This window comes from Desulfitibacter alkalitolerans DSM 16504 (genome assembly GCF_000620305.1).
Lineage (GTDB): Bacteria > Bacillota > DSM-16504 > Desulfitibacterales > Desulfitibacteraceae > Desulfitibacter > Desulfitibacter alkalitolerans.
The window spans coordinates 15,240-41,493 of sequence record NZ_JHVU01000024.1 but is presented as its reverse complement, the minus strand read 5'-3'; the positions used below and the strand labels follow the sequence as shown (position 1 = coordinate 41,493).

General features: G+C 41.1%; 28 protein-coding genes and 1 pseudogene. 27 read left to right on the top strand and 2 right to left on the bottom strand.

The genetic code is table 11. The annotated features are described in order from the left end of the window. Positions 1 to 191: 191 nt before the first annotated feature. The 23 genes and pseudogenes from K364_RS0102485 to pylSn all read left to right on the top strand — a co-directional run bounded on the left by K364_RS0102485 (position 192) and on the right by pylSn (position 21,166). On the top strand, positions 192 to 1,406 hold the full coding sequence (locus K364_RS0102485) for a phosphotransferase (RefSeq protein WP_028306701.1): 1,215 nt from the start codon (positions 192 to 194) through the stop codon (positions 1,404 to 1,406). Positions 1,407 to 1,434: 28 nt separating this feature from the next. Next, a complete protein-coding gene (locus K364_RS0102480) occupies positions 1,435 to 2,442 on the top strand; it encodes a DMT family transporter (RefSeq protein WP_028306700.1) in 1,008 nt (335 codons plus the stop codon). A gap of 117 nt (positions 2,443 to 2,559) precedes the next feature. Next, positions 2,560 to 2,865, top strand: a complete 306-nt coding sequence (locus tag K364_RS0102475; RefSeq protein ID WP_028306699.1) for a hypothetical protein — start codon at positions 2,560 to 2,562, stop codon at positions 2,863 to 2,865. Between the two features lie 170 nt (positions 2,866 to 3,035). Next, positions 3,036 to 4,478, top strand: a complete 1,443-nt coding sequence (locus K364_RS0102470; protein ID WP_035267646.1) for a trimethylamine methyltransferase family protein — start codon at positions 3,036 to 3,038, stop codon at positions 4,476 to 4,478. 87 nt (positions 4,479 to 4,565) lie between these two features. Then, the gene (locus K364_RS0102465) at positions 4,566 to 5,207 is read left to right on the top strand and encodes an HAD family hydrolase (RefSeq protein ID WP_035267643.1); all 642 of its coding nucleotides are present in this window, start codon (positions 4,566 to 4,568) and stop codon (positions 5,205 to 5,207) included. A 240-nt stretch (positions 5,208 to 5,447) separates the two neighbouring features. After that, a complete protein-coding gene (locus tag K364_RS27775) occupies positions 5,448 to 5,600 on the top strand; it encodes a EutP/PduV family microcompartment system protein (RefSeq protein WP_084295465.1) in 153 nt (50 codons plus the stop codon). Between the two features lie 25 nt (positions 5,601 to 5,625). Then, a complete protein-coding gene (locus tag K364_RS0102455) occupies positions 5,626 to 6,990 on the top strand; it encodes an ethanolamine ammonia-lyase subunit EutB (RefSeq protein WP_028306696.1) in 1,365 nt (454 codons plus the stop codon). A 16-nt stretch (positions 6,991 to 7,006) separates the two neighbouring features. After that, on the top strand, positions 7,007 to 7,921 hold the full coding sequence (gene eutC, locus K364_RS0102450; protein ID WP_028306695.1) for an ethanolamine ammonia-lyase subunit EutC: 915 nt from the start codon (positions 7,007 to 7,009) through the stop codon (positions 7,919 to 7,921). A gap of 62 nt (positions 7,922 to 7,983) precedes the next feature. Next, positions 7,984 to 9,453, top strand: a complete 1,470-nt coding sequence (locus tag K364_RS0102445) for an ethanolamine ammonia-lyase reactivating factor EutA (protein ID WP_028306694.1) — start codon at positions 7,984 to 7,986, stop codon at positions 9,451 to 9,453. 18 nt (positions 9,454 to 9,471) lie between these two features. Then, positions 9,472 to 10,125, top strand: coding sequence for an ethanolamine utilization microcompartment protein EutL (gene eutL / locus K364_RS0102440; protein WP_028306693.1), 654 nt, complete (start codon positions 9,472 to 9,474; stop codon positions 10,123 to 10,125). Positions 10,126 to 10,229: 104 nt separating this feature from the next. After that, positions 10,230 to 10,955 (top strand): hypothetical protein, encoded by a 726-nt coding sequence (locus tag K364_RS0102435; RefSeq protein WP_028306692.1) that lies wholly within the window; start codon positions 10,230 to 10,232, stop codon positions 10,953 to 10,955. Between the two features lie 23 nt (positions 10,956 to 10,978). After that, positions 10,979 to 11,809, top strand: coding sequence for an ethanolamine utilization protein EutJ (gene eutJ, locus K364_RS0102430; protein ID WP_084295464.1), 831 nt, complete (start codon positions 10,979 to 10,981; stop codon positions 11,807 to 11,809). 89 nt (positions 11,810 to 11,898) lie between these two features. Further along, positions 11,899 to 12,165 carry a EutN/CcmL family microcompartment protein gene (locus K364_RS0102425; RefSeq protein WP_028306690.1) on the top strand — a complete coding sequence of 89 codons (267 nt, stop codon included), beginning with the start codon at positions 11,899 to 11,901 and terminating at the stop codon, positions 12,163 to 12,165. Between the two features lie 13 nt (positions 12,166 to 12,178). Beyond that, positions 12,179 to 13,510, top strand: coding sequence for a 4Fe-4S dicluster domain-containing protein (locus K364_RS0102420; protein WP_028306689.1), 1,332 nt, complete (start codon positions 12,179 to 12,181; stop codon positions 13,508 to 13,510). Next, positions 13,510 to 14,058, top strand: a complete 549-nt coding sequence (locus tag K364_RS0102415) for a BMC domain-containing protein (RefSeq protein ID WP_035267640.1) — start codon at positions 13,510 to 13,512, stop codon at positions 14,056 to 14,058. The genes K364_RS0102420 and K364_RS0102415 overlap by 1 nt, the downstream gene beginning before the upstream one ends. 134 nt (positions 14,059 to 14,192) lie before the next feature. Continuing rightward, positions 14,193 to 14,888 (top strand): cupin domain-containing protein, encoded by a 696-nt coding sequence (locus K364_RS0102410; RefSeq protein ID WP_028306687.1) that lies wholly within the window; start codon positions 14,193 to 14,195, stop codon positions 14,886 to 14,888. 121 nt (positions 14,889 to 15,009) lie between these two features. Beyond that, positions 15,010 to 15,285, top strand: a complete 276-nt coding sequence (gene eutM / locus K364_RS0102405) for an ethanolamine utilization microcompartment protein EutM (RefSeq protein ID WP_035267638.1) — start codon at positions 15,010 to 15,012, stop codon at positions 15,283 to 15,285. Positions 15,286 to 15,391: 106 nt separating this feature from the next. Continuing rightward, positions 15,392 to 15,658, top strand: a pseudogene (locus K364_RS27180) (BMC domain-containing protein); the annotation flags it as partial. Positions 15,659 to 16,042: 384 nt separating this feature from the next. Then, positions 16,043 to 17,506 (top strand): acetaldehyde dehydrogenase (acetylating), encoded by a 1,464-nt coding sequence (locus tag K364_RS22595; RefSeq protein ID WP_051533764.1) that lies wholly within the window; start codon positions 16,043 to 16,045, stop codon positions 17,504 to 17,506. Positions 17,507 to 17,523: 17 nt separating this feature from the next. Further along, on the top strand, positions 17,524 to 18,213 hold the full coding sequence (gene pduL, locus K364_RS0102390) for a phosphate propanoyltransferase (protein ID WP_028306684.1): 690 nt from the start codon (positions 17,524 to 17,526) through the stop codon (positions 18,211 to 18,213). A 299-nt stretch (positions 18,214 to 18,512) separates the two neighbouring features. Continuing rightward, the gene (pylB, locus tag K364_RS0102385; RefSeq protein ID WP_028306683.1) at positions 18,513 to 19,625 is read left to right on the top strand and encodes a methylornithine synthase PylB; all 1,113 of its coding nucleotides are present in this window, start codon (positions 18,513 to 18,515) and stop codon (positions 19,623 to 19,625) included. Then, positions 19,622 to 20,788 carry a 3-methylornithine--L-lysine ligase PylC gene (gene pylC, locus K364_RS0102380; protein ID WP_028306682.1) on the top strand — a complete coding sequence of 389 codons (1,167 nt, stop codon included), beginning with the start codon at positions 19,622 to 19,624 and terminating at the stop codon, positions 20,786 to 20,788. Before pylB ends, pylC begins: the two co-directional genes overlap by 4 nt. Positions 20,789 to 20,839: 51 nt before the next feature. Next, positions 20,840 to 21,166, top strand: a complete 327-nt coding sequence (pylSn, locus tag K364_RS0102375; RefSeq protein WP_028306681.1) for a pyrrolysine--tRNA(Pyl) ligase small subunit — start codon at positions 20,840 to 20,842, stop codon at positions 21,164 to 21,166. Between the two features lie 34 nt (positions 21,167 to 21,200). Here pylSn and pylD read toward each other — a convergent pair whose 3' ends face one another. After that, the gene (pylD, locus tag K364_RS0102370; RefSeq protein ID WP_028306680.1) at positions 21,201 to 22,013 is read right to left on the bottom strand and encodes a 3-methylornithyl-N6-L-lysine dehydrogenase PylD; all 813 of its coding nucleotides are present in this window, start codon (positions 22,011 to 22,013) and stop codon (positions 21,201 to 21,203) included. A gap of 59 nt (positions 22,014 to 22,072) precedes the next feature. Next, a complete protein-coding gene (pylSc, locus tag K364_RS0102365) occupies positions 22,073 to 22,918 on the bottom strand; it encodes a pyrrolysine--tRNA(Pyl) ligase large subunit (RefSeq protein ID WP_277995527.1) in 846 nt (281 codons plus the stop codon). Positions 22,919 to 23,080: 162 nt separating this feature from the next. On the opposite strand from pylSc, the gene K364_RS22590 reads away from it, so the two are divergent. From K364_RS22590 to K364_RS0102345, 4 genes are all read left to right on the top strand, one after another. After that, positions 23,081 to 23,569 (top strand): cell wall hydrolase, encoded by a 489-nt coding sequence (locus K364_RS22590; protein ID WP_242841637.1) that lies wholly within the window; start codon positions 23,081 to 23,083, stop codon positions 23,567 to 23,569. A gap of 41 nt (positions 23,570 to 23,610) precedes the next feature. Further along, the gene (gene ypeB, locus K364_RS0102355) at positions 23,611 to 24,990 is read left to right on the top strand and encodes a germination protein YpeB (protein ID WP_028306678.1); all 1,380 of its coding nucleotides are present in this window, start codon (positions 23,611 to 23,613) and stop codon (positions 24,988 to 24,990) included. A 211-nt stretch (positions 24,991 to 25,201) separates the two neighbouring features. Next, a complete protein-coding gene (locus K364_RS0102350) occupies positions 25,202 to 25,540 on the top strand; it encodes a phage holin family protein (RefSeq protein ID WP_028306677.1) in 339 nt (112 codons plus the stop codon). Between the two features lie 19 nt (positions 25,541 to 25,559). Next, the gene (locus K364_RS0102345; protein ID WP_028306676.1) at positions 25,560 to 26,237 is read left to right on the top strand and encodes a GNAT family N-acetyltransferase; all 678 of its coding nucleotides are present in this window, start codon (positions 25,560 to 25,562) and stop codon (positions 26,235 to 26,237) included. The last annotated feature ends 17 nt before the right edge of the window (positions 26,238 to 26,254 follow it).

Here is a 26,254-nt window from a genome sequence, read left to right as displayed (position 1 = left end):
CAATATTGCAACAATTTATAATTACTGAATTTTTTAAAATATTTTACAAACTGGTAAATTTGTATCATACGCAGGTACTTATTTATAGGAAGGGGAGATAGTAACTGACATAAACTTTAAATTATTGACAAATAGTTAGAATAATTTTCATGGTGTTACTTAAAAAGATCTATATGTAAGGGAGGACTACTATGGATACCAGCAGGATGATGCATTTAAAAGAAATAGACACAAAAAAAGCCTCCGCTATGTTGGCGCAGAGTGCACAGTTAAAGGAATTTGCTGAAAACTTGTATGAAACAATGGAAATAACCCTGGTGAGAAATCAGATACATGATATTGTCAAAAATCATTATGATATTGGCACCATTGAAGATGCCTACGAAATTTTTGGAGGCTATGTAAACAAAAGCTTTGGTATTTATGCCCATAAGGATGGACAAAGGCAAGAATACTTTATAAGAAAGTATAAAAAGGGCATAGGTGAAAATGAAGTAAAATTTGAACATGCATTAATAAGCTGTGCTAAAGAAAATGGACTGGATATTGCGGCGGGACTGATACCTACTAAAGATGGAAGCACCTATGTGAAACTCTTGGAAGAAAATGGCGGTAAGAGTATAGAAAGGTTTTTCGCCATTTATGAGTATCTGTCAGGTGAAGACAAGTATACATGGGATACTCCCAATCTAAATGATGAAGAATATGCAAGTGCAGCTGAGGTTCTAGCGGTTTTGCATGATGCTACCAAGAATTTTGATCCCCATGGACTAGAAAGAGCCGAGCCTAAAATAATGGATTTTATCCCAACCCTGCCTAAAACTTACAGACAATTTGCGCAAATGGAATTGCACAATAAATTTCATGATTATTATAAAAAAAATCTAGACGAGATTTTAGAAGAGATCGATAGGGTTATGACCTTAATCCCTGCAGAAGATGCAGCAAAACTGCCAATGAACCCTATTCACTGCGATATACATCCAGGCAATCTTAAATACCAGGACAATAAAGCCGTTGGTATATTCGACTTTGACTGGGCCAAGATTGATTTAAGATTGTTTGATGTCTGTGAGGCCCTGGTTTACTTCTGCAGCTCCTGGGATGAAGAAACTGATGGGCGTTTATTGTTAAGCAAATGCTCTATATTTTTAAAGGCTTATCAGGATAAGTTAAAAGAATTAAATGGATTGGAACCGTTAAATGAACTTGAGTTGAAGTACTTGCCTGATATGCTTTCAATAGTCAATGTATATCTGATTAACTGGGCAGTTAGTGCATATTATGGTGATCCAGAAAATCTTAATGTATTTGAGTATAGAGTGTACCTGAGTCACCATATCAAGCTTTTGAGATATATTAAACGACATCTGGCGGATATTACAGAAATGGTTAAAACCATTTAAATAATTTAATAGAAAAAGGGGGAAGAGTATGAGAACTCAAATTGATGCCAAGAGGATGCTTGAACAGCATGAGCTTGGCCACGCAAAAAAAGGTCTTTTCTGGGGAATTATTTCTGGTGCTACTTGGGGACTTGATGGTGTAATCTGGGGAATGGCCTTCATGTTTTTACCATTTGCAATTGAATCTGATGTCTTGAAAGTTATTATTGCTGTTTCAGTTGCTTCGGCTGCAATGCATGATGGATTTGCTGCCTTCTGGCTGTTCTGGTACAACCTGTTTACAGGAAGATGGAAGGAATATATGAGAACACTTCGTACCAGACCTGGAAAGATTGTTTGTCTAGCAGCACTCTTTGGCGGCCCAATAGCCATGACTGGTTATTCGGCAGGTATTATGCTGGCAGGTGCTTCATATGCCCTGGCAATCACCGCCATGTATCCGGCGGTAGGTGCTATTGCTGCAGTATTTATTTTGAAGGAGAAGATTGTTCCGCGTGTATATGTTGGTATAGCAATGTGTATTCTTGGAGCAATCATTGTAAACTGGGTGCCTCCTGAAGGAGATGCTTATCCATTGTTCTATCTTGGAATGGGCTTATCCCTGCTTGCTACCCTGGGTTGGGGTATTGAAGGTGTGCTATCAACTTATGGAATGGACATGGCAGATCCTGATATAGCCATTGGTATCCGTCAGGCTACCTCCTTTGTTGTATACTTTGTTCTTATATTACCAGTCCTTGCTGGAACAATATTATTCTTTGAAGCATTTACAACAAACGCATGGAAGTTTATGGCTTTAGCAGGTTTCTTGGGTGCAGTATCCTATCTGGCCTGGTATAGAGCTCTTAATATGACAGGTGTTGGCCGAGCCATGGCCTTTAATGTGACCTATGCCCTGTGGGCAATTGTATTTGGTTACTTCCTAACTGACATAGTAATAACTACTAACCTGGTTGTAGGAGCTCTTGTAATTACAACTGGTACTATCCTTGTATTAGCTAACCCAAAAGAACTATTAAACCTAAGAAAAGTTTAAAACAAGCATTTCTTTAAGTCGAAATTGACTTAAAGACAACAAGTCGATTTTGGTTTAATGGATTATTGAAGAGTAAATTGACGAGATGTTTAATAAAATTAGAAGGAGTGTGAGATGATGGGTCAGAAACTTCCATTGAGATACAGAATACTGCATTTTCTGTCAGATAGTAAGAGCCATTCACTAGATGAAATTATGGAAGCTCTCAAGGAAGAATATGGTGGTGAAGGTCAGTTTAATAAAAACCTGGTTGGTACCCACCTTCAATCACTAAAAGCAGTAGGCATGCTGGAACATTCCGAGGTTTTCTTTGATAAGGCAGGAGAGCTGGTGGTAAAGTTTAAAATTACCGAATATGGCTTTAGCAGACTCGAATACTTGCCATCTGGCTGGCAACCGCTGTCCAAGTCTGTAAGCAGCTAAAAAATAGTAATTCTATACATCACGCAAAAAAGATCAGAAGCTTCTGGTCTTTTTGCAAGTTACAAGTTATTTTAAATATTTTGCATTTTTTGTAATATCAGAATTATGGCATTAAATTTGCTAGAATAATAAATAAGGACAAAATAAACATGAAAGGAAGGCTGCTAATTATGCAATTTGCAAAGCTATTGACACAAGAACAAGTGGAAAGGGTTCATTCCGCATCACTTGACATATTAGAAGAGGTTGGTCTTTTGGTCCACAATGAAAAAGCACGAGAAATTTATGAAAAACATGGATGTGAGGTCAATAAAGAAACTGGAATTGTAAAGATGCCGGCCAAGGTAGTTGAAGAATATAGAAAAGGCTTTGTTCCCAGGTATACCTTTACAGCCCGGGCACCTGAATTTGACAGGACTATACCTGATAACAGGCCGCTGGTGGTTACTGGCAGCTCAGCTCCTAACATTATTGATCCCCATACAGGCAAAGAGAGACGTGCAACATCAACTGATATTGCCAATATAGCATATCTGATTAATGAACTTCCAGGATTTGATGTGTTTTCCATATCCACCTTGGCAGCAGATGCACCCAAAGGTCAATTTAGTTTGTCCCGCTTCTATCCAGCTTTAAAAAACTGCAAAAAACCAGTTAGGAGCAATACTCCTGACATGAAGGACCTTTATCAGGTTCTTGAGTTAGGTTACCTGATAGCCGGCAGCAAGGAAGCCTATTTTGAACGTCCCTTTATAAACCATCATTATTGTCCCGTGGTTTCACCCCTTACCATGGATGTGGAATCTACCGAAGCTGTAATCTATCTAGCAGAGATGGGTCTGCCCATCTATGGAACTATTGTTCCAAATGCAGGCATGACATCACCCATGACAATGGTTGGAACCCTCACAGTTGGCAATGCGGAGTTTCTTGCATTAAGTGTATTGCTGCAGATGGTTCGCCCTGGAAATCCAGTTATATATGCGACTCTGCCTACAGTGGCTGATATGCGCACAGGAAACTACACTCCAGGTGCCATTGAGACAGGCATGCTCCATATGGCCCACAGTCAAATGGCCCAGTTCTATGGAGTGCCATCTGGCGGTTATATTGGACTAACTAATGCACATTCCAATGATGCGCAATCAGGATATGAAACAGGAATGAATACTACGGCTGGACTTCTTGCTGGCGTGGATCTTTTTAATATGGGCGGTTTATTGGATAGCCTTACAGCCTTTGATTTTGCCAAGGCAGTTATTGACAATGAGATTGCCATGATGCTCAAACGTATAAAACGCGGCATGGAGTTTAGTGAGGAGAACCTATGCCTGGATCTTATAAAAGAAGTTGGACCAGCTGGCATGTATATGGATAAAGAACATACTGTCAAGCATATGAGAAATATTGCTTACTTGCCAAAGATAACGTCTCGTGACATGAGAAGCCAGTGGGAGGATGAGGGCAAGCCTGACACCCACACCCGGGCAATGCAGGAGGTTGAAAAAATCTTTAGTGGAGACACTTCTTCAAAGTTTTCAGCAGAGCTTGATGCAAAAATACGTGCTTATTTCCCAGGTATAGTGCCAGGAGATGTTTGTTGGAACAAGTAATAAATTGTTTCAAGAGCATTCTAGCTCCCCTTGCTCTTTTGAGGGAAGGGGAGTTTTAAACATTAATCCAGGAGCAGGGTGGGTTGTATGAAAAAACCAGGTTTGATTATGTTTGACTATGATGGTGTTATTGTCGATTCCTTTGAAATCCATGCAAAATGTTTTATCCTGGCATGCCGTGACAATGGGTATCTAGGTATAAGCACCAGGGAGGAGCTTTTAAACCTTTATGAAGGAAATGTCTATAACTGTCTCCTTGAAAGGGGATTGACAGTAAACCTTATTGATAAAATTCTAGCAGATTATGGAATCATGCAAAAAGAGTATTTACACCAAATCCAGTTATTCTCCGGTATGAAGGAATGCTTAGAGGAGCTTGCGGTTATTAATAAAATTTATATAATTACATCTAATATTTCTGAAGCAGCAGTTCAGGTTTTAAACAGCAAAGGCATCAAATCCTTTCAGGAGGTCCTTGGTGCAGATAAGGAAAAAAGCAAGATTAAAAAAATTAAGAATCTTACGGGAGCATATGCCAATATGGATGCTTACTTCATAGGTGACACAAAAGGGGACATTTATGAGGGCAAAGAGGCGCACGTAAAAACCATAGGTGCCGCCTGGGGGTGGCACGGCAAGGACAGGTTAACAGAAGCTGCTCCAGACTACATTGCCAATTCTCCTGAAGACCTGGTGGCTTTCTTCCATGAATTGGCATGTAAATCATAGTGACTCAATAAAAGTCAAATAGCCTTAAGTCAAAAATGACTCGTCGAGGCAATAATGACTCAAAATTCCTGCTTCTGCTATTTGGGAAGCTTGTTGGGGAAGGTGCGTTAAGCTCAGGCTGCTTTAAAAATGTGGCACGAATTTTGCAATTATTAATAGAAAAAATGCCAAAAATCTTAGGGCTGCCCCAGGTGGCACGCAGGAGAAAATCATGCTGAATGACCTGAATCAAAAAAATGTATTGGCGTTATCAGTAAAACCGATCACCCCGAAGCTGATCTGGAAAAAGCTCAAAGCATTTTAAAGGGATTAGGTTTTGCTGGGCAAATATATCCTGTATCTGCTTTAACAGGAGAGGGAATAAGGGAATTAAAGAAAGCACTTAAATGGTAACAGTATTCAGAAGGGAGGCTTTTGAATGAAATTAAAGGCAAATATTTATAACAAGATATTTACATTTAAGACAGTCAAAGAAGTATTGGCCAAAGCCAATGAAGAAAAATCAGGAGACATATTAGTAGGGATAGCAGCAGAGTCCTCAAGTGAAAGGGTTGCAGCCAAACTGGTATTAAGCAGGATGACATTAGAGGACATTTACGAAAATCCAGTGATACCTTATGAAGAGGACGAAGTAACAAGGGTAATTTATGACACCCTAAACACCAGTATTTACAAAAAAATAAAGGGGTGGACAGTAGGAGAGTTAAGGGAGTATATACTAGATCACGGAACTACAGGTGAACACTTATTAAACATCAGCCGTGGCCTAACAAGTGAAATGATTGCTGCGGTTGCAAAACTAATGTCAAATATGGACCTGGTGTATGCATCTAAAAAGATGCGTCCCTATGCCCACTGCAACACCACAATAGGAGTGCCTGGCACCCTGGCTTTTAGAAATCAGCCAAATCACCCAACAGATGACATGAACGGGATCATGGCATCTATTAAGGAAGGATTAACCTTTGGTTCAGGAGATGCGGTAATCGGTATCAACCCTGTAGAAGACAATGCAGAAAATACAGCGTATATGCTTAAAACTGTAAAAGAGTTCATGGAAAAATGGGAGATACCAACACAAAACTGTGTTCTTGCTCATGTGTCAACCCAGATGAAGGCCATGGAAAAGGGAGCACCAGTAGACTTGTTGTTCCAGAGCATTGCAGGAACACAAAAAACCAATGAAGCCTTTGGCGTAGATGCAGCGCTTCTGGACGAAGCTCTAGCAATGGCAACACTTCAAGGTACTGCGACAGGACCAAATGTAATGTACTTTGAAACAGGACAAGGTTCAGAGGTTTCCTTAAATGCCCATTGCGGTGTGGACGAAATGACTTTGGAAGCAAGAACCTATGGTTTTGGTAGAAAATACCGACCATTTATGGTAAATAACGTCTCAGGATTTATAGGGCCAGAAACAATTTATGATGGACGCGAGGTAGTAAGAGCAGATCTGGAAGACCTATTCATGGGCAAGCTCCATGGACTGCCAATGGGCATAGCTCCATGCTACACAAACCATATGAAGGCAGATCAAAATGACCAGGAAATAGGAACCATGCTTTGTGCCATGGCAGGGGCATATTACTTCATGGGTGTACCAGGCGGAGACGATGTAATGTTAAATTATCAGGATACCAGTTTCCATGATGATGCCACTGTAAGAGAAATACTTGGATTAAGACCATTGCCAGAATTTGAAAAATGGTTAGAAAAAGTGGGGCTCATGGAAAACGGCAAATTGACTAAAAAAGCCGGTGACCCATCAATATTTGACAAATAAACAGGAGGTGAAATAGATGACAGTATCAACTGAAATGGAAAAAGCAATCATAGAAAGTGTCCTGCAGGAACTAAGCAAAAGAGGTGTAGTAGGAAAACAGGGCTCAGAGGTTGTAGAAAAGGCAAAAGAAGCAGCTGCACATGAAAAGGCAAAAGAACCAATATTAGATGAAGTTATAGAACTGCCAGATATTTCAAAACATTGGGTGCCAGAACCAGCTAACCCAGAAGCCCTGGAAGCAATGAAAAAATCAACAAATGCTAGAATTGGATTATATAGAGCAGGTACAAGACAAAAAACAGACTCACTCATTAGATTCCTTGCAGACCATGCAGTAGCTAGAGATGCAGTATTCATGGATGTATCAGAAGAGTTTTTGCAAAAAATGAATCTTTTCTGCGTGGCTAGTGCCGCGGCAGATAAAGAAGAATTTCTAACCAAGCCTGATCTGGGGATGAAGCTGTCAGATGAAGCAGTAAAGATAATCAAGGAAAAGTGCGAGAAGGATGTTCAAGTACAGATAATTGCAGTAGATGGGTTAAGCTCAACAGCCATTGAAAGAAATATACCTGATATATTGCCAGCATTAATGCAGGGTTTTAAAGCAGCAGGAATAAAAGTAGGAACCCCCTTCTTTGTTAAGAATGGAAGGGTTAGGGTCATGGATCAGATAGGAATGCTTGTAAATGCAGAAGTAGTATTAGAACTAATAGGGGAAAGACCTGGCCTTGGCACAGCGGAAAGCATGAGTGCATATCTAATCTACAAACCCACTGAAAAGACAGTTGAAGCAGATAGAACAATGATCTCAAACATTCATAAAAGGGGAACTCCACCGGCAGAAGCGGGAGCACAAATAGTTGACCTTGTAAAACAAATGCTTGAGAAGAAGGCCAGCGGCATCAAGCTGAACAAGGCATTGAAAGACTAGTGGCCTCCTTTGCCCAAAGAAACCTGAACAAAGGAGCTGCAGCGTCAAGGGTGGTGATTTAAATAGGAGAGACTGGACAACAAAAAATCACGAGTGTTGGAATAGACATAGGTACCACTACAACTCAACTGGTTATAAGCAGGTTGACTATTAAAAACTCTTCTCCGGGAGCAGTTATCCCCAAAATGGAGATAGCCGACAAGGAAATAGTCTATAGAAGCAGCATTCATTTTACGCCCATAAATGAACACCAGCTAATAGATGCCCAGAGGGTAAAGGAAATTATAGAGACTGAATACAGGCAGGCTGGGATAAAAAAGGAAGAGGTTGAAACTGGAGCAGTAATTATCACAGGGGAAACAGCCAAAAAGGAAAATGCCAAAAGCATCTTGGAAGCTACAGCTGGTTTTGCAGGAGACTTTGTAGTTGCCACAGCGGGAGTGAATCTGGAATCCATATTAGCAGGCAAGGGTTCAGGGGCAGCAAAGTACTCCAAGGAAAACCACAAAACAGTAGCCAATATAGATGTGGGGGGAGGCACCTCAAATATTGGGGTTTTCAAAGGCGGCAGAACACTAGACACGGCGTGTATCAATATTGGAGGCCACCTTATAGAACTAGAAAAAAATAGTGACCGAATAACCTATATAGCTGAACCTGCAAGGCTTATTCTAAATGATTTAAGCCTGCCATTGAGAGTCGGGGATAGAATTACACAAAGCCAACTTGTCCAAATAGCCATAAAAATGGCAGAAGCCATACTTGAAACCATTACAAAAAGGAACATGCTAGGTTTGGCAGACAAATTAATGATGACACCACCACTCAAAACTGATTATACCATAGAAAAGGTAATGATCTCGGGTGGAGTAGCTGACTATGTATATAACGATTATCGTCCAGTATCAGTAACAGACATTACAAAATATGGTGATATTGGACCCGTTCTTGGTTGGGCCATCAGGGAAACATTTGCAAAGGCTGGGATAGACCTGGTTAAGCCTTTAGAGACAATAAGGGCTACAGTAATTGGAGCAGGAATACATTCCTTGGAAATAAGCGGCAGCACAATCCACGTCAATAGCGGCACCCTGCCAATGCGTAATATTACAGTAATATCACCCTTTCCAGAAGGGGTACCGGAAAAAGCTGAAGATGTGGCAAGGCTGTTAAAAAGTCAAGTCCATAAGTTAACCATACAAGACAGGACTGAGCAAAACCTGGCCATATCATTAAAAGAGCCTTATGACATGTCATTTAATTCTATAAATGAATTGGCACATGGTATTGCAAGGGGAATGGAAGACTATCTGACTCTTCAGAAGCCTATCATTGTGGTTATTGAGGCAGATTGCGGAAAGGTCTTGGGCCAGTGTTTAAGCATAATTCTTAAAGGGTCGCATGAACTGGTTTGTATAGACCAGATACAAGTTGACGAAGGTGACTATATAGATATAGGCAAACCTGTAATGGGAGGCAGGGTAGTACCAGTAGTTGTCAAGACCCTGGTTTTTGAAAAGACAGCACATTAAAAGGAGGTTTTAATTAAAATGGGTATCTTAGATCCAATAAAGCCGGAAATTTTGGCCGTTAAATTCATACCAAATGTATCAGAGGACCTGAAAAGGGACTTAAAGCTTGCACCAGAACAAAGAAGTATAGGGATGTTTACATGCAATGTGGATGATGCTGGCTATACTGCCATAGATGAAGCTACTAAAAAAGCAGCAGTAGAAGTAGTATATGCAAGGAGTTTTTACGCTGGAGCAGCCCATGCATCAGGTCCCCTATCTGGAGAATTCATTGGCATCCTGGCAGGGCCAAATCCGGCAGAAGTAAAGGCCGGCCTGGAAGCAGCCGCAATGTGCATTAGAGATGAAGCCTGGTTTTACTCTGCCAATGAAGAAGGAACAATAGCATTTTACGCACACTGTATCTCAAGAACTGGTTCATACCTGTCCAAGGTTGCTGGTATAAATGAAGGAGACTCCCTGGCCTACCTAATAGCTCCACCGCTAGAATCAGTCTACGGAGTGGATGCAGCCTTAAAGGCAGCAGATGTAAGGATGGCTGTATGGTATGGGCCTCCAGGAGAAACCAACTTTGGTGGCGGATTGCTTACAGGATCCCAGAGTGCATGTAAAGCAGCAACAGAGGCCTTTAGAGATGCTGTGCTAAGTGTAGCCAGAAATCCAAAAGACTGACCAGGGGGACGGTTCTCGTGGCTAATTTTCAAGGCCATTTCAGCCTAGATGTTCTGAATTTGAGGAAAATTGTCCCCGTAAATTAAAGAGGAGGTTTGATGTAAGTGAGGGTAATAACAGAGATTGAACTTAGAGATGAATACAAAAAGGCTCCATTTACCTCCTTTAAGCTGCCAGAAGGATGCAGGCTGACACCCTCAGCTGCCCAGTTTCTTAGTGAGCGAAAGATTGAAGTTACTACTGGGCAGCAGGCTTCAATGAATAAAAAGCCAGTTAAAGAGAAGTCCACTGGGGTAAACAAAGGAAATGGCAACGAGAAGCCAGAGTATATGACCCACTTGAGGGGAACAGAGCTGATCTCTAAAGCCCACCCTGTTATTAGATTCAGGGGAAAACTTGATACCTTTGAAGCGCTATTGCTTTCAGCCATAATAGAGGCTGAAGGTGCAGGTTATCAGGAATTAGCAAGAGACCTACAGGACCTCCTTGATTACTCAAGGCAGATGATGCGAGCAGAAGTAAAAGAGGAGCCCCTTGCGCAAATAAAGTTTCGAGGCTGGTCTCCCCAGGAAATTCGGGAACGCTCCCATTATGTAAAAAAGTATTATGATATTAACCATTTCACCCCACAAGCTGGTCATGGACGACTGGTCGTACAGCTAAACTATCTTAGAACCCAGGCCAGGGAGCTGGAACTAACTGCTATAGATGCTTTTTATAGTGATGCACAGGTGGATAGAGAAGATATTCTCCAGGCCCTTAACCGTTTTAGCAGCCTAATTTATATTTTTATGGCACAGCTTCTATCAGGTCACTACAAGATAGGATAGGTGCATATCCTTGGATGGGAGTGATGCTAGTGGAATCACTAAACCAGGCAAATAATCTAATTAAAAAATTTCAGGATACCTTTAATAAACCAGCTTTAGTTAAGGGGAAAAAGCTTTTTACAGGTGTAGACCTGGGAACAGCCTATATTGTCCTGGCTGTAGTGGATGAAGCGGGAGAGCCCGTAGCAGGTGCCATGCAGTTTGCCCAGGTGGTCAAGGACGGACTTGTGGTTGATTACATGGGAGCAGTGGATATTGTTAAAAACCTTAAGAAAAGGTTAGAAGGTGCCCTGGGTTATGACCTCCTGGAAGCAGGAACAGCCTACCCGCCAGGTACAATTGGCGGAGACCAGAGGGCCATTGGTTATGTAGCAGAGGCAGCTGGTTTTGAAGTTATATCCATGATTGACGAACCAACTGCTGCAAATAATGTACTGAAAATTGAAAATGGAGCTGTAGTGGATATTGGAGGAGGAACCACAGGCATAGCGGTTTTAAAAAACAAAGAAGTTGTGTATGTTGCAGATGAACCCACTGGGGGTACCCATTTTAGTCTGGTCATAGCAGGGTCCCATAAAATATCATTTTTGGAGGCCGAAGAGCTTAAAAGAGACTTTGCAAGACATGGGGAACTATTCCCAATTGTAAAGCCAGTAGTGGAAAAAGTGGCCGCAATAGTTCAGAGACACATTAAAGGACACAACGTGAATACTGTTTATTTAGTTGGAGGAACCAGCTGTTTTGAGGGGATGGAAAAGGTTATAGAAAAGGAGCTGGAGATTCCTGTAATTAAACCGGATAACCCGCTGTTAGTAACTCCCCTGGGGATTGCCCTGGAAGTTCAAAAAACATGAGCTGGTAGATAGCTGGAACGTCAAGCAGACTTCAAAATTGAGATGAATCCCATTACCTAGGACGGTGTGTCCTGAAAGAGGGTGAAAGATTGAAAATAGGAACAGTTATAAACAGTATCTGGTCTACTAGAAAAGATGAATCACTTGTAGGAGTTAAATTAATGATAGTTCACCTCCACGATAGGCCCAGGGAAGAGGATGGCAGAATAATAGTGGCAGCTGATTTAATTGGTGCCGGTATTGGGGAAAGGGTGCTGGTAACTGAAGGAAGCTCGGCTAGACGTGTAGAGGGACTTGAGAATTCACCCATAGATGCAATGATTGTAGGTATCATTGACGAAGAAAAGGAAAGCTAACGGGGAGATAATCATGGGAGAAGAAACTATTAAAAAGATTCAGGATGCGGGAGTAGTAGGCGCGGGTGGAGCAGGCTTCCCTACCCATGTCAAGGTATCAGCATCTGCAAGGACCATTGTGGTAAATGGTGCTGAGTGTGAGCCCCTTTTAAGGGTGGATCAGCAGCTTATGGCCAGGAATGCCAAGGAGATGATTGAAGGCTTAAAAACTGTCATGGAGTTAACAGGAGCCCAAGAAGGGATAATAGCTCTAAAGGACAAGTATAAAGAGGCCATAAATACCCTGCAAAGAGAAATTGCAGGTAAACCCATAAAACTTAATGTGTTAGATGATTTCTATCCTGCTGGAGATGAACATGTTACTGTTTATGAAACAACAGGCAAACTGGTGCCCCAGGGTGGAATACCTTTAAAGGTAGACTGTGTGGTAACTAATGTAGAAACATTAATTAATGTAGCAGGGGCACTGGCAGGACAGCCAGTTGTAGATACTTATATTACTGTAACTGGCGCAATAGCAAGTCCTGTTACCCTTAAACTGCCAATAGGAACTCCAATTAATACAGCTTTATCACTGGCTGGAGCAGGGAATCTAAAGGGTATGAAGGTAATAGACGGGGGGCCAATGATGGGCAAAATAGTTGAGGATTTAGCTGAGCCCATTACCAAGACAACAAAGGGTCTAATAGTGCTTCCAGAAGACCATCCATTGATAACAAAGCGACAAAAAGCCATAGATAGAATCATCAGGGAATCCAATGCTGCCTGTATACAATGCAGATTTTGTACGGACTTGTGCCCAAGATATTTGTTAGGTCATAAACTAGAACCCCACAAAATCATGAGGGCACTAAAGCACATACAGGGGCAGGAAGAAGCCTTGAAAATGGCAATGGTTTGCTCTGAGTGTGGTGTTTGTGAGCAGTATGCATGTATTGTGGACCTTTCCCCTAGAAAGGTGAATGCTATGCTGAAAAAAGAGCTGGGCAAAAAAGGCCTAAAGCCCGAAATGCCAAAAGAGCAGGCAGTTTTAAATATACAGCCCCACAGGAAGATACCAGTAAAAAGGTTAATATCCAGACTTGGACTTACCCAATATGATAAAAAGGCACCTCTAAGTGAAAATGAATATACAGTTGACAAGGTGTATATCAAGCTTCACCAGCATGTGGGAGCGCCATCTATCCCAGTTGTAAAAATGGGGCAAAGGGTACAAAGGGGCAGTCTAATAGCAAAAATTCCTGATAATGCACTAGGAGCAAATATACATGCCAGTATAAGCGGAACTGTTGTAGAAATATCTGATAGCATAGTCATTACATCAGGGGAAGGAAGTGACAGATAATGATACAGGCTATTGGTTTAGTGGAATTTACAAGTATAGCAAAGGGAATAGAAGCAGCTGATGCAATGATAAAAGCATCACTAGTAGAGCTCCTTGAGGCAAAACCCATCTGTCCAGGAAAATATATAGTTCTCATATGTGGAGACGTATCGGCAGTTGAAAATGCAGTAGCAGCAGGCAGAAATGCAGGCTCGACAACGGTAGTTGATGAATTTATCCTGCCAAATGTACATCCTTCGGTAATAAAGGCTATTTCTGCCGCTACATCAGTACAAGAAATTAGTGCTATTGGCATAATAGAAACATTTTCCATAGCCTCTCTCATTGTAGCAGCTGACATAGCTGCAAAGGCAGGAGAGGTGGAATTAATAGAAATCAGGGTTGCCATGGGCATTGGAGGAAAATCCTTTGTAACCCTCACTGGAGATGTTGGCTCTGTAAAAGCATCTATTGAAGCTGGGTCCGCTTCAGCATCAGAAAAGGGAATGCTTGTGGAAAGGGTAGTTATACCTTCACCCCACAAAAACCTTAAAAAAACGCTGCTATAAAAACTAAAGCTTCTGCTTGAGTTCAAGGGCATGGCGCAAGCCAAGTTTTGTTTTATCAAAATACCTTGAAGAGAGAAGAGGCTAATGGACACAGGTAGCAGACATGATTAAAGGAAAGACAGGAGGTGAAATTTTTGAAAACATTAATAACAGTTTCAGAAATTAGGCAATTTGCAGGCAGCGGTAAAAAGACAATGTATATAGACGCCAACACCATAGTTACTCCAGCAGCAAGGGATGCAGCAGGTGAGTGTGGTATCAAAATTGTTGTAGGTGCTCCTCCAGAAAAAATCTCTGAAAAACATCAAAGGAATGAAGCAGGTATATCCACAAAAATAACAGAAAATGTAAATCAAGAAGCATCAGGGGCTGTAGATCCAGCTTTAATAGCAAAAATTGTTGGAGAAGTAATAAAAAGCCTCAACCAATCTCCAAAACCCCCTCAACTGGTTAAAGAAGCAGATCCTAGTGGTTTGAGACTGGTAAAGGGCAATAGTGTTGTGCTAGAAAACTTTAATACAGGTGATCCAAGCCATAATGTGAAAATTAAAGAGATTTTAAGTATTAAAGAAAGCCCCAACATGGCAACAGGCTTCATGTCAATGGAAAATACCACCTTTGATTGGCATCTGACCTACGATGAAATAGATTATATAGTTGAAGGAACATTGGAATTTATCGTTCACGGGAAAAAGTACACAGGGACAGCAGGAGATGTGTTCTTTATCCCTGCAGATACCAAAGTAACATTCTCAGCACCTGATAAGGTTAAGTTTTTCTTTGTAACATACCCAGCGAACTGGGCTGAGTTATCTGGATATGAAAAGTAATTGGGTTTAACTGCAGAATTCAGAAGACAGAATTCAGAAGACAGAATTCAGAAGGCTACTGACTCCTGACTCCTGACTCCTGTATTCTATATTATAAACAAAAACTAAGGAGGAAATTACAATGAATAATGCTTTAGGAATGATAGAAACAAAAGGTTTAGTAGGAGCAATAGAAGCTGCGGATGCTATGGTAAAGGCGGCAAATGTTACATTGATAGGAAAAGAGCATGTAGGTGGTGGGTTGGTAACAGTTATGGTACGTGGAGATGTTGGAGCTGTCAAGGCTGCTACTGATGCTGGTGCTGCAGCTGCCCAAAGGGTTGGAGAGCTTATTTCTGTACATGTAATCCCAAGACCACACAGTGACGTTGAAATGATTTTACCAAAAATGAAGTAAATTAAGATCATTTCTGTCCACGTAATTTCAAGGCCCCATGGCGAAGTGGAAATGATCCTTCCAAGGGTTGAGCAGTAAATATTAAGGATTAAAAGGGGTTGGGCATATGACACAATCAGCACTTGGCATGATAGAAACCAAGGGTTTGGTTGGAGCAATAGAGGCAGCAGATGCCATGGTTAAAGCTGCAAATGTTACTTTGGTTGGCAAGGAAAAAATAAGCGGCGGATTAGTGACTGTAATGGTGCGTGGTGAGGTGGGAGCGGTCAAGGCAGCAACTGATGCTGGTGCGGCCGCTGCCTCACGGGTAGGTGAACTAATATCCGTCCATGTAATTGCTAGACCTCATGAAGAATTAGAACCCATTCTTCCTGATCCAACCCCTGAAATACCTGAAAGAAGCGAGCAGGTTTCAGAGGAGATAAGGGAAGAAAAGGAAACAGCCGATAAAAAACACAATAAAACGCCCAATGAAACACATGAAAAAACTAATGCTGCAGAAGTTATAAAAGAAGCAGAAACTGTACATGAAACAGAAACTAAAAAAGAAACAGAAACTATTGAAGAAATGACAGCAGATACTGAATTAGAAAGATTAACAGTGGGCCAATTAAGAAAGCTGGCTAGAAAGGTTGAAGGTATCGCTTTAACTGGACGACAAATTTCTGTGGCAAATAAGGAATCACTCATCAAGGAAATTAACAAGGCAAAAAGTGAAAGATAGGTAAATGCACCTTAGGGGGAAAGGGGGATAAAGGTGGCAATTGATTATGATTTAAGGATAATTCAAGAAGCCAGGGACCTTGCTAGAAAAGCTAAAGAGGCTCAGGAGGTTTTAGCTGCCTTCTCAGAAGAAAAAATAAATAAGATTCTTGCCTCTATTTCGGAAGCTGCTATTGAAAATGCCAGTTGGCTGGCAAAAATGGCAGTGGATGAGACAAAATATGGAGTAGTTGAACACAAAGTTATAAAAAACCTTTTTGCCGGCAAGGATGTCTATGAGTATATAAAGGGCTTAAAGACAACTGGCATCATTAAAGAGGATCCTGTTAACAAGGTAGTTGAAGTAGCAGTTCCCGTGGGAGTAATACTTGGTATTATTCCCACAACAAATCCTACATCAACATTAATACACAATTCTTTATGTGCCATTAAAGCGGGAAATGCAATAGTCTTTTCACCACATCCTGCTGCAATCAAGTGCAGCTGTGCAGCTGCTCAGGTGGTAAATGAAGCAGCAGTAAAGGCAGGGGCTCCAGACGGTATAGTCAGCTGTATGTCCAGGGTAAGCATGCAGGCAGTAAATGAACTCATGCACCATGAAGCCATAGCTCTTATAGTAGCCACAGGTGGCTCTGCAATGGTTAAGGCAGCCTATAGTGCGGGAAAGCCAGCCCTTGGGGTTGGGCCTGGCAATGTACCGGCCTTTGTGGAAAGAACTGCTAATATCCAGCAGGCAGTGAAGGACATTATTACAAGCAAGACCTTTGATAATGGTATGATTTGTGCTTCCGAACAGGCAATAATAATAGATGAACCTATTAAGGACCAAGTAATTAATGAATTAAAGAAGCAGGGCTGCTACTTTTTAAATAGGGATGAAGTGGACAAGGTGAGTCGCCTTATCATGACCCCCAAGGGAGGGATGAATCCTGCCTTTGTAGGGAAAAGCCCTGACTTTATAGCTGCCAAGGCTGGTATTGAAGTACCTGCAGGAACCAAGATTCTCATTGCTCCATTAGAAGGATATGGTCCTGAATACCCATTATCATATGAAAAATTAACCACAGTCCTCGGACTGTATGTAGTCAAGGATTGGCATGAGGGTTGTTTATTAAGCATTGAATTGTTAAAGCTGGGTGGGATAGGCCATTCCTTTGTAATTCACTCTCAAAATGATGAGGTTATTAGAGAGTTTATTCAAAAGCCTGTATTTAGAATTTTGGTAAATACACCTTCTGCACTGGGTGGTATTGGTTATTCCACAGGCCTTGCACCCTCAATGACATTAGGTTGTGGTACCTGGGGTGGCAGCAGTTTATCTGACAACCTGACTCCATTACACTTGATAAACATTAAAAAACTTGCCTATGGAACGGTAAATGTGGATTTTGAAAAAAGTCAGGCAAGCACTTGCAGTACTAAAACTTATAGTCCAGACCAGATTTCAGAGATAGTAAAGCAGGTCCTTGCAAGATTAGAGTCTGAGAAACATGCTTAAAAAAGCAGGTGGAACAAATGAATGAAAAGCAGCTGATTGAAATTGTTACAGAAGTTGTTTACAAACACTTAAAAAACCAAAAAAAAGATGAAATAGAGTGTCAAGTTATTGATACTCATACAATTCCAGTTGGCATCTCAAACCGACATATACACCTGTCACAAAATGACCTTGAGGTCTTATTTGGTAAGGGTGCCAGCTTATGTGTCCTCAAGGAATTGTCCCAGCCAGGCCAGTACGCATGTGAAGAAACAGTTACCCTGGTTGGCCCAAAAGGCGTAATAGAAAAGGTGAGAGTACTTGGACCCACTAGAAATAAAACCCAGGTGGAACTTTCTTTATCAGACTGTTTCAAGCTTGGTATTAAAGCACCCATCAGAGATTCTGGAGATTTACAAGGATCAGCTGGGCTGACCCTTGTAGGTCCAGCTGGTTCTGTAACATTGGATGAAGGCTCTATAATAGCCGCAAGGCATATTCATATGCATCCATCTGATGCTGAACGATTTGGAGTCAAAGACGGGGATAAGGTAAACGTTAAAACCTCTGGTAACCAGAGGGTCATAGTTTTCCTTGAGGTGCTGGTGAGAGTAAGTGATAAATTCAAACTTGAGATGCATGTAGATATTGACGAAGCCAATGCTGCCTCATTAAAAAATGGTGATAGAGTTCAGATAGTGAAGTTTTCTGATGCTTGTTTTAAGTAGATGGCATGGGTTTTGTGCAAATTAGCTAATTTTTGTAAATATTAAGGGATTTTATAATTAATAAAGGATTTAGCAATTAGATGTCAAATATAGTATGATGTCTAGGATAGTGCAAATATGATATACTATCTAGAGCAATTTTCATAAATATGGGGGGTGGATCGGCATAGATCGCGTAGACTCTAAATTTACGTAGCCGGGTGTGACTCCCGGACTCCCCGCCAAAGAAGTTTGTTTAGCAAAAGATTCTAGTCATGGCTAGAATCTTTTATAATCATTATCTAAAAGAGGTGGCCTAAGTGGATAGGATTGATCCAGCAATAAGCCTGGAACAAATACTGGACAAGGCGGAAAATAACAGGTTTTTATCAAAAAATGAAATAATATATCTCCTGGGCATAGAAAAAGAAGACGAGCTTCAAAGGATTTATGAGAAAGCACGTGAATTACGCAATAGACATTTTGGCAATAAGATTTTTCTATATGGATTTGTTTATTTTTCTACCTGGTGTCGTAATGATTGTGCTTTTTGCTATTACAGGAAGTCCAATGAAGGTAGTAAAAGATATAGAAAATCAAATAGGGAAATAATGGATACAGTAATGGGCCTAACAGAATCAGGGGTACATTTAATTGACTTAACCATGGGGGAGGACCCCAAATATTATATGAATAGCAGTGGCTTTAAACCACTCTTTGAGTTAATTGCCGATATTAAGTCCCAGACCAAGCTGCCAGTTATGATTTCACCTGGTCTAGTTTCAGAAGAAAATCTCACAAAATTTCAGGCTTTTGGTGCTGATTGGTACGCATGTTATCAGGAAACACATAATGAAAAGTTATTTAATATATTACGCCTTGAACAAAGCTATGAAGAAAGATTCCAGAGCAAATTAAAGGCAAATGCTGCAGGGCTGCTAATAGAAGAGGGCATTTTAACAGGTGTGGGAGAAACTCCTGGGGATATTGCCCATTCCATGGAGTGTATGAGATATCTGGGAGCAAATCAGGTGCGAGTTATGAGCTTTGTTCCACAATCTGGAAGCATCATGGAATCCCGGCCCCAGGCCCCACGCGGTCAAGAAATTAAAATAATTGCCATTTTGAGACTCGTGTTTCCTGACAAGCTGATACCTGCTTCCCTTGATATTGATGGAGTTGAAGGTCTGCAGGAACGATTGGATGCCGGAGCAAATGTTATCACATCTATTATTCCGCCTGAAGCTGGCCTGGCTGGGGTGGCACAATGCAGCAAAGACATAAATGAGGGTTATAGAACCGTTCAGGGAATTACACCTGTTATTGAAGCAATGGGCCTTAGAAAAGCTACAACAGCTGAATACAGAGCCTGGGTAGACAGTGAAAAAAGCAAAACAGCCATGAAATGGCAGAAATCTGGTGCAGTCATATGAAAGTAGTAATAATTGGCGGTAAACTCCAGGGAGTGGAAGCTGTCTATCTTGCCCAAAAAGCAGGATGGGAGGTTTTCCTGGTTGATAAAAACCCAAAGGCACCAGCTGCAGGTATGTGCAGCAATTTTTATGAAATAAATATAACAAAAGATGAAAAGGGCAGCCTTGCAGAAGTTATACATGGCAAGGACCTGGTGCTTCCGGCCCTGGAAGACATTGATGCGGTAAAAATAATTAAAAGTGTAGCTGAAAGTCAAAAGGTTCCAGTTGCCTTTGATATAGAAGCAAATATTATTTCATCTTCCAAGCTTAAATCTGACAAGCTATTTGCGGATAATAACATACCAGCACCAAGGTATTGGCCTGATTGTAAGGTTCCTGTAATAGCGAAGCCCTCAGAGCTAAGTGGAAGCCACGGGGTAAGGAAGTTTACAGATGAGGTTATCTTAAAAGAATTTATTAAAGATATTCAAAGCAAGGGTGAAAAATGGGTTATTCAAGAGTATTTGGAAGGTCCATCTTATTCTCTGGAGGTAATGGGGTATAGGGGTAATTATATTACCCTGCAAATTACAGAGATACAGGTGGATGCAGGGTATGACTGTAAAAGGGTTTTAGCCCCTGTAATTATGGAAGGCGAGCTTCAATCTATGCTTCATGAAGTATCGGCAAAGCTTGCCAGGATTTTGAATCTTACGGGCATCATGGACATTGAAGTAATTATTAACAACGGGCAATTAAAGGTATTAGAAATTGATGCTAGACTGCCCAGCCAAACGCCTATCACAGTATATCAATCCACAGGCATTAACATGCTTGCTCACCTTGCAGATATTTATGTATATGATAGACTGCCTGAAGTTAAAAACCCTTTAGAAAAAAAACATGTCATCTTTGAACATATAGCAGTAACTCCACGAAAAATGGAAACACTTGGCGAGCACATTATGGCAGAGGCTGGTCCTTTACAATTAATTGAGAACTTTTTTGGAGCTGATGAGGCTATCACCAATTATTGTCCAGACAGGGAGGCCTGGGCAGCTGCTTTAATAATATCTGCTGCCAGCAAAAAAGATGTTTGGGATAAAAGATCTGTGATCCTGCGAAATATAATGGAAGAGCATAAAATATCATCATACAATGATTCATTTCCAAGGTTCTAGATAACCATCTAAATAACCATTCAATTAACCACTCTACTGGAGGGCAATCAAATGACGGAAGTAAAAAGATATTACAGAAAACAAGTTGATTTTTTCCGCCTGTTAAATAAGATTAAGCTCTGGCCTTCTCGCACCGGCGTGCTTCATGGCATCAGGTCCATCAAAGAAAAGGGAAAATATGCAGAGTTAACCACCCACTGCAACCAAACCTTTACAGTAGTAAATTCAAGAAAAAGTCGTGCTGCAAGATGGCTCAGGAACAAGTGGATGACTGGCACCTGTAAAGCATGTAAAATACCCAGCTGGAAGCTGGAAAAATATTCCACCACAATGTTTACCCAGCATTATGGCTCCGAGTTAAAAGAGAAAAGGGAATAATACCTTATCCAAAAGACCAATACCTTGACTTCAATTAGCTCTTATTAACAGCCATGGCCAGCATTGTAGCTACTCCTATTTGTAAAGGATCATGTATGACCTTGCCTTCAAATGCTGCAAAGGCATCAGCAGTCAATCCTAATGGCATTCCAGGAGCTGATATTCTTGTCTCTGGGTGCAAATTGTCTAATGTCATGAAGCCTTGTTCAGGCGAGGCATCTATGATGTATCTATATTTTGACACAGCATCTGAAAGGTTATCTTCAATGGTTATATTTGGAACCAGGGAAGATATTTTATTTTTATCTATGTCAAATACTGCAACCCTTGCCCCTTCAGCCAGCAGATAATTTACACAATGGGTGCCTACCCTGCCAGCACCAACCACCAGGACCTGGCGGTTTTTTAGTCCACCAGCCAATAAGCTTAAAGCAGCTGCAAATCCCCTTCCTGTTGCTTCCCCATTGTCCACTACTTTTTTTGCATTCAAGTTGACTGCGATAAACTGATTATCATCAGCCATAAAAATCAGGGAAGCTTTTCTTGCAATGGCTTCTGCTATTCCTGATACATCATGGCTATTTGTGACAAAGGCGTGAAAGCCCAAATAATCAATAAAGCTCTTTACTGATTGGGAAAAATTTCCTATAATCCCCTGGCCTGACGTAATGGGTATAACCCCAACTGTATGTTTCGTCATGGCTTCATTAAAGCTGGCTGTAGTAATATCTCCTGCTAGAGCAGCTATTTCCATAAGGGAAGCCCCACAAATTTTCTTTAGGTTCTTATCGTAATCTCTGATCTGGTTATCTAACCCCTTAAGATCTCCTTCAGTCAGTCTTGTCACTACCTATCCATCCCTTCAACAGTTGACATTACTTGCAGCATTACTGGCTGCACTAATTGCTATATATTTAGGCGCGAACCATCCAGGTATGAGATGCTTCTTCCTGACCTGCGTATATTCTTATAATCTCGCTTAACAGTTACCAGTCTTTCCAGGCCAAAACCAATTCCTACCCAAGGATCAAATATCCCCCAGTTATTGTCAAGGTCGTGGGGACCATAGGCACCTGAGCCTATTTCCAGATCCTTTACAACTACATCTACTGTTTCCTTGTATACCTCTGATTCACAGCCTTCTAGAGCATAATCAGTCACACCTGCTGACTCCATGACCATGTGTGCAAGCTCCTCAAGTCTTTGTTTCTGCCTACCCTCCAGATCTCCCATCTCAACCAGATTAAGCATTGTAAACTCATTTAAATGATTAGCACCCTGGGATTCCTTACGAAAGCAGGTACCGATTTCGAAGATTTTAATTGGCTTTTCCCAGATACGCTCTAAATCCCTTAATAAAGAATAAAGGTTAGGTGCAAGCATGGGTCGAAGGCACTTGTTTCTGTCCACCCAAAACACCTGATTTGAGAGGGGGTGTTCACTTGTGATGGTCATTCTCTCCAGCATATCCCTGGGCAGTAAATGAGGTGTTACTACCTGTACAAAGCCTTCCTGGGTTAGACACTGAACAAGCTGACTTTCTAGCTGGCATAATAGAGGACGAAGCTCTTTGTTTCTTAAATCTATAAGGTGTTTTTTGTTTGCTAATACCAATTCTTTATCAAGGCTTTGAAAAGCCCTGTCTCTTTTTTTTGCATCCTGAAATGTATATTGCAACAAAGATTCATCTGCATTTAATTCAACCAGTCTTTGTTTTTGGACCTTGCTCCAGGTAAATTCCAGAACAACCACTCCTCTTTCCTACACAGGTTTTATCGTAAGTATTTCCTATATATTTCAACGAAATGCCTATATATCCTTCATTTTTTATATGACGCAGCTTATGCTTATGGAATATTTAGATGAAAAGGGGGAAATCTAATATGGAAAAAAAATATGAGTAGGAGGTTATGTATGAAACAGTTTTTAGCTGGTTTGCTTCTTGGTAGCTTTTTACTTGGTGCTGCCTTTGGAGCATTTTCCATTAGTCAGCAAGTATTTCAGGGAGAGGCTATCCCTACCCAGGCCCCTGGTGTTGGGCAGCCCAGGGCCGATGATGTATGGATGATTTCCAGAATGGTAGCTGCGGAAGCAAGGGGAGAGCCCTTTCAAGGACAGGTTGCTGTGGCAGCAGTTATTGCCAACAGGGTTAGAGACCCTCGTTTTCCGGCCACAGTAAATGGAGTCATCTATCAGCCATTAGCCTTTGAACCAATCCAAAATGGCAGCTTTTGGAGGGTTAATCCCACTGCTGACCATGTAAGAGCAGCACGTTATGCCCTTAATGGCTGGGATCCAACAGGTGGGGCAACATTCTTCTGGAATCCTGCCACTGCAACAAGCAGGTGGATCTGGACCAGAACTATCACATCCAGGATAGGCAGACATGTTTTTGGATTTTAAATAAAAAATTTTAATTAAAAAAGAAGTGGAGGTGGTTTGCCGTGGGTTATAGAGATATACTTGCCAACTACAAGAATGTTCTACTGGGTGTCCTTGCTGCATTATTAATTGGCATAGGATTAATCTGGTATTCAGGCATTGGTGCTAGAGCTTATGCAATGGACAATAATCTGGAAGCTAGTTACCAAACTGCCTTTTTTGACCTGATTGATAGCACTGAAAATCTAGATGTACTTTTAGGTAAGGCTTTGGTGTCTGACTCTAAGGGGCAAAATATTATTACCCTTACAACGGCCTGGCATGAAGCAGAAAGGGCTAGAATAAGCCTGGGACAGCTTCCCTTAGAAATGCCTGCCATGATGCGCAGCCAGCATTACATGGCACAACTAGGAGATTTTTGCTACTCATTGGCCCAAAAGCTGGCTGAAGACATGGAAATCAGCCAGGAGGAAATGAACACATTAGAGAAGCTGCACAATGAAACCCGTACAATGCATCAAGAACTAAGGGAATTAACCACTACAGTAGCCGAGGAGAAGCAGTTTAGATTTGCAAATCTGGCAAGGCGTACCGGAAAATTAACTCCTGAGGCCAGGCTGTTTGTAGATGGCTTTGGGAAAATGGATCAAAGACTTCAGGATGAAGTTCCAACCTTAACATATGATGGGCCTTTTTCTGATCACGTTGTAAATATGGAGCCGAGAGGACTAACTGGTGATGAGGTAAGTCCCCAGGAAGCGTCAAAAATAGCCCTGAACTTTGTGAATGAACTAGGCTATGACTTGAATGTGGAAAGAAGTGAAGAAACTACCGGTCATATACCTACCTATAATGTTAGGTTAAGGCCCCAGGGGCAGAGACAAGGGGAAACAGTTGTTGGCATAAGTCAGCAGGGAGGCCATGTGGTGTGGATGATGTATGGAGAAGCACCACAAGCTAATGAGCAGATTAACAGGGAAGCCGCTTTTGAAAAGGCACAGGAATTTATTGACCAAAGAGATTTAGGTGAGTTTACACAAATAGGATTTTTGGAAGAAGGAAATGAGCTATTGGTTAATTATGCCATGGTCCAGGATGGGGTTATAATCTATCCTGATATGCTTCAGGTAACCATATCATTAGAAAGTGGGAATATAGTAGGATATGATGCAGCAAAGTTCTATACATCCCATACAGAAAGGGAGCTGCCTGAACCAGAAATAACTGAGGAAGAAGCAAGGAAAAAAGCAAATCACGATTTACAGGTTGAAGAGGTAAGGTTGGCCCTTATACCCCTGGCCAATCTGGATGAAAAGCTGTGCTATGAAATAAAAGGCACCATGAATGAAGATATCTATTATGTTTATATAAATGCACAAACAGGTAAGGAAGAAAAAGTTCTCTTGATTGTGGAGACAGAGGAAGGAACTAGAAGCATATAGAGTGAAACGCACCAAATCAATATCCAAAGTAAAAGCCTCAGGTCTAAATCATAGGACTTGAGGTTTTTTACTATTTTCTGCTTGAATTAGAGCTGCTTACCATGGGTAGCGCTAGTAGTACTAAATGAAAGTTTCTTTGAAATATTGAAGGATTAATCTATACAACATCGAATCAAGAAAGTATAATAAAAACTTTGAGGGGGAGTGTAAAATGACAGGCTTATTGGTAAGATGGGTAATCAACGCTCTTGGGTTGCTTTTAATTGCAAATATCATTGAAAATATTACCCTGCAGGGTTTCGGTGCGGCCTTAATAGCTGTTTTGGTGCTGGGAATAGTCAACGCTGTTATTCGACCCATATTGCTGTTATTAACCCTGCCGTTGAATATTTTGACCCTGGGTTTATTTACCTTTGTAGTAAATGGATTTATATTATATATGGTAGCATCTGTAGTTGATGGCTTCCAAATAAATGGGTTTTTGGCTGCTATTGTTGCCACAATTCTGCTTTCATTGATTAGCGCTTTAGCTAATAAATTAGTAAAATAGCAATGGGGGATTTTACAAAATGGTCCATGTAGTTCATAAAGAGCTGTACGTTTTTCACAATGCTAAACCAGTTAAAGCAGTTATAAGAAATTACCTGGAAAAAGACTTTGAAGCAATGATAGCAATACAGAAGGAAAGCTTCCCACCTCCCTTTCCTTCAGAACTATGGTGGAATTATGAACAGTTGTCAAACCATGTGAACCTTTTTCCTGAGGGTGCCCTGTGTGTAGATATAAAGGGAGAATTGGTAGGGTCCATGACTGGGGTGATTGTGTCCTTTGATCCAAACCACCCCACCCACACCTGGAGTGAAATTACTGATAATGGGTATATAAGAAATCATGATCCTCAGGGAAATTCACTTTATGTGGTAGATATCTGTATTAAACCCGCATATAGAAAGCTTGGCCTTGGAAAATGGCTGATGCAGACCATGTATGAAGTTGTTGTTTTTAAAGGCTTAGACAGGCTGCTGGGCGGAGGAAGAATGCCTGGTTATCATAAAAAGGCTTCCATGATGACAGCAGAGGAGTATATTGCATCTGTGGTGCAGGGAGATATAAAAGACCCTGTTATCACCTTCCTGTTAAGATGTGGCAGAATACCCCTGACAGTTGTGGAAAACTACCTTGAAGACCAGGAATCCTGCAACTATGCTGTTTTAATGGAATGGAAAAATCCTTTCAAAGGGAATTAAGGGTATCTTTGTTATTG

Bases quoted from the DNA above. Each gene is read 5' to 3' on its own strand.
- K364_RS0102485 (WP_028306701.1), top strand. From the start codon at position 192: ATGGATACCAGCAGGATGATGCATTTAAAAGAAATAGACACAAAAAAA.
- K364_RS0102480 (WP_028306700.1), top strand. From the start codon at position 1,435: ATGAGAACTCAAATTGATGCCAAGAGGATGCTTGAACAGCATGAGCTT.
- K364_RS0102475 (WP_028306699.1), top strand. From the start codon at position 2,560: ATGGGTCAGAAACTTCCATTGAGATACAGAATACTGCATTTTCTGTCA.
- K364_RS0102470 (WP_035267646.1), top strand. From the start codon at position 3,036: ATGCAATTTGCAAAGCTATTGACACAAGAACAAGTGGAAAGGGTTCAT.
- K364_RS0102465 (WP_035267643.1), top strand. From the start codon at position 4,566: ATGAAAAAACCAGGTTTGATTATGTTTGACTATGATGGTGTTATTGTC.
- K364_RS0102455 (WP_028306696.1), top strand. From the start codon at position 5,626: ATGAAATTAAAGGCAAATATTTATAACAAGATATTTACATTTAAGACA.
- eutC (WP_028306695.1), top strand. From the start codon at position 7,007: ATGACAGTATCAACTGAAATGGAAAAAGCAATCATAGAAAGTGTCCTG.
- eutL (WP_028306693.1), top strand. From the start codon at position 9,472: ATGGGTATCTTAGATCCAATAAAGCCGGAAATTTTGGCCGTTAAATTC.
- eutJ (WP_084295464.1), top strand. From the start codon at position 10,979: ATGCTAGTGGAATCACTAAACCAGGCAAATAATCTAATTAAAAAATTT.
- K364_RS0102420 (WP_028306689.1), top strand. From the start codon at position 12,179: ATGGGAGAAGAAACTATTAAAAAGATTCAGGATGCGGGAGTAGTAGGC.
- K364_RS0102415 (WP_035267640.1), top strand. From the start codon at position 13,510: ATGATACAGGCTATTGGTTTAGTGGAATTTACAAGTATAGCAAAGGGA.
- eutM (WP_035267638.1), top strand. From the start codon at position 15,010: ATGAATAATGCTTTAGGAATGATAGAAACAAAAGGTTTAGTAGGAGCA.
- pduL (WP_028306684.1), top strand. From the start codon at position 17,524: ATGAATGAAAAGCAGCTGATTGAAATTGTTACAGAAGTTGTTTACAAA.
- pylC (WP_028306682.1), top strand. From the start codon at position 19,622: ATGAAAGTAGTAATAATTGGCGGTAAACTCCAGGGAGTGGAAGCTGTC.
- pylSn (WP_028306681.1), top strand. From the start codon at position 20,840: ATGACGGAAGTAAAAAGATATTACAGAAAACAAGTTGATTTTTTCCGC.
- K364_RS22590 (WP_242841637.1), top strand. From the start codon at position 23,081: ATGAAACAGTTTTTAGCTGGTTTGCTTCTTGGTAGCTTTTTACTTGGT.
- K364_RS0102350 (WP_028306677.1), top strand. From the start codon at position 25,202: ATGACAGGCTTATTGGTAAGATGGGTAATCAACGCTCTTGGGTTGCTT.
- K364_RS0102345 (WP_028306676.1), top strand. From the start codon at position 25,560: ATGGTCCATGTAGTTCATAAAGAGCTGTACGTTTTTCACAATGCTAAA.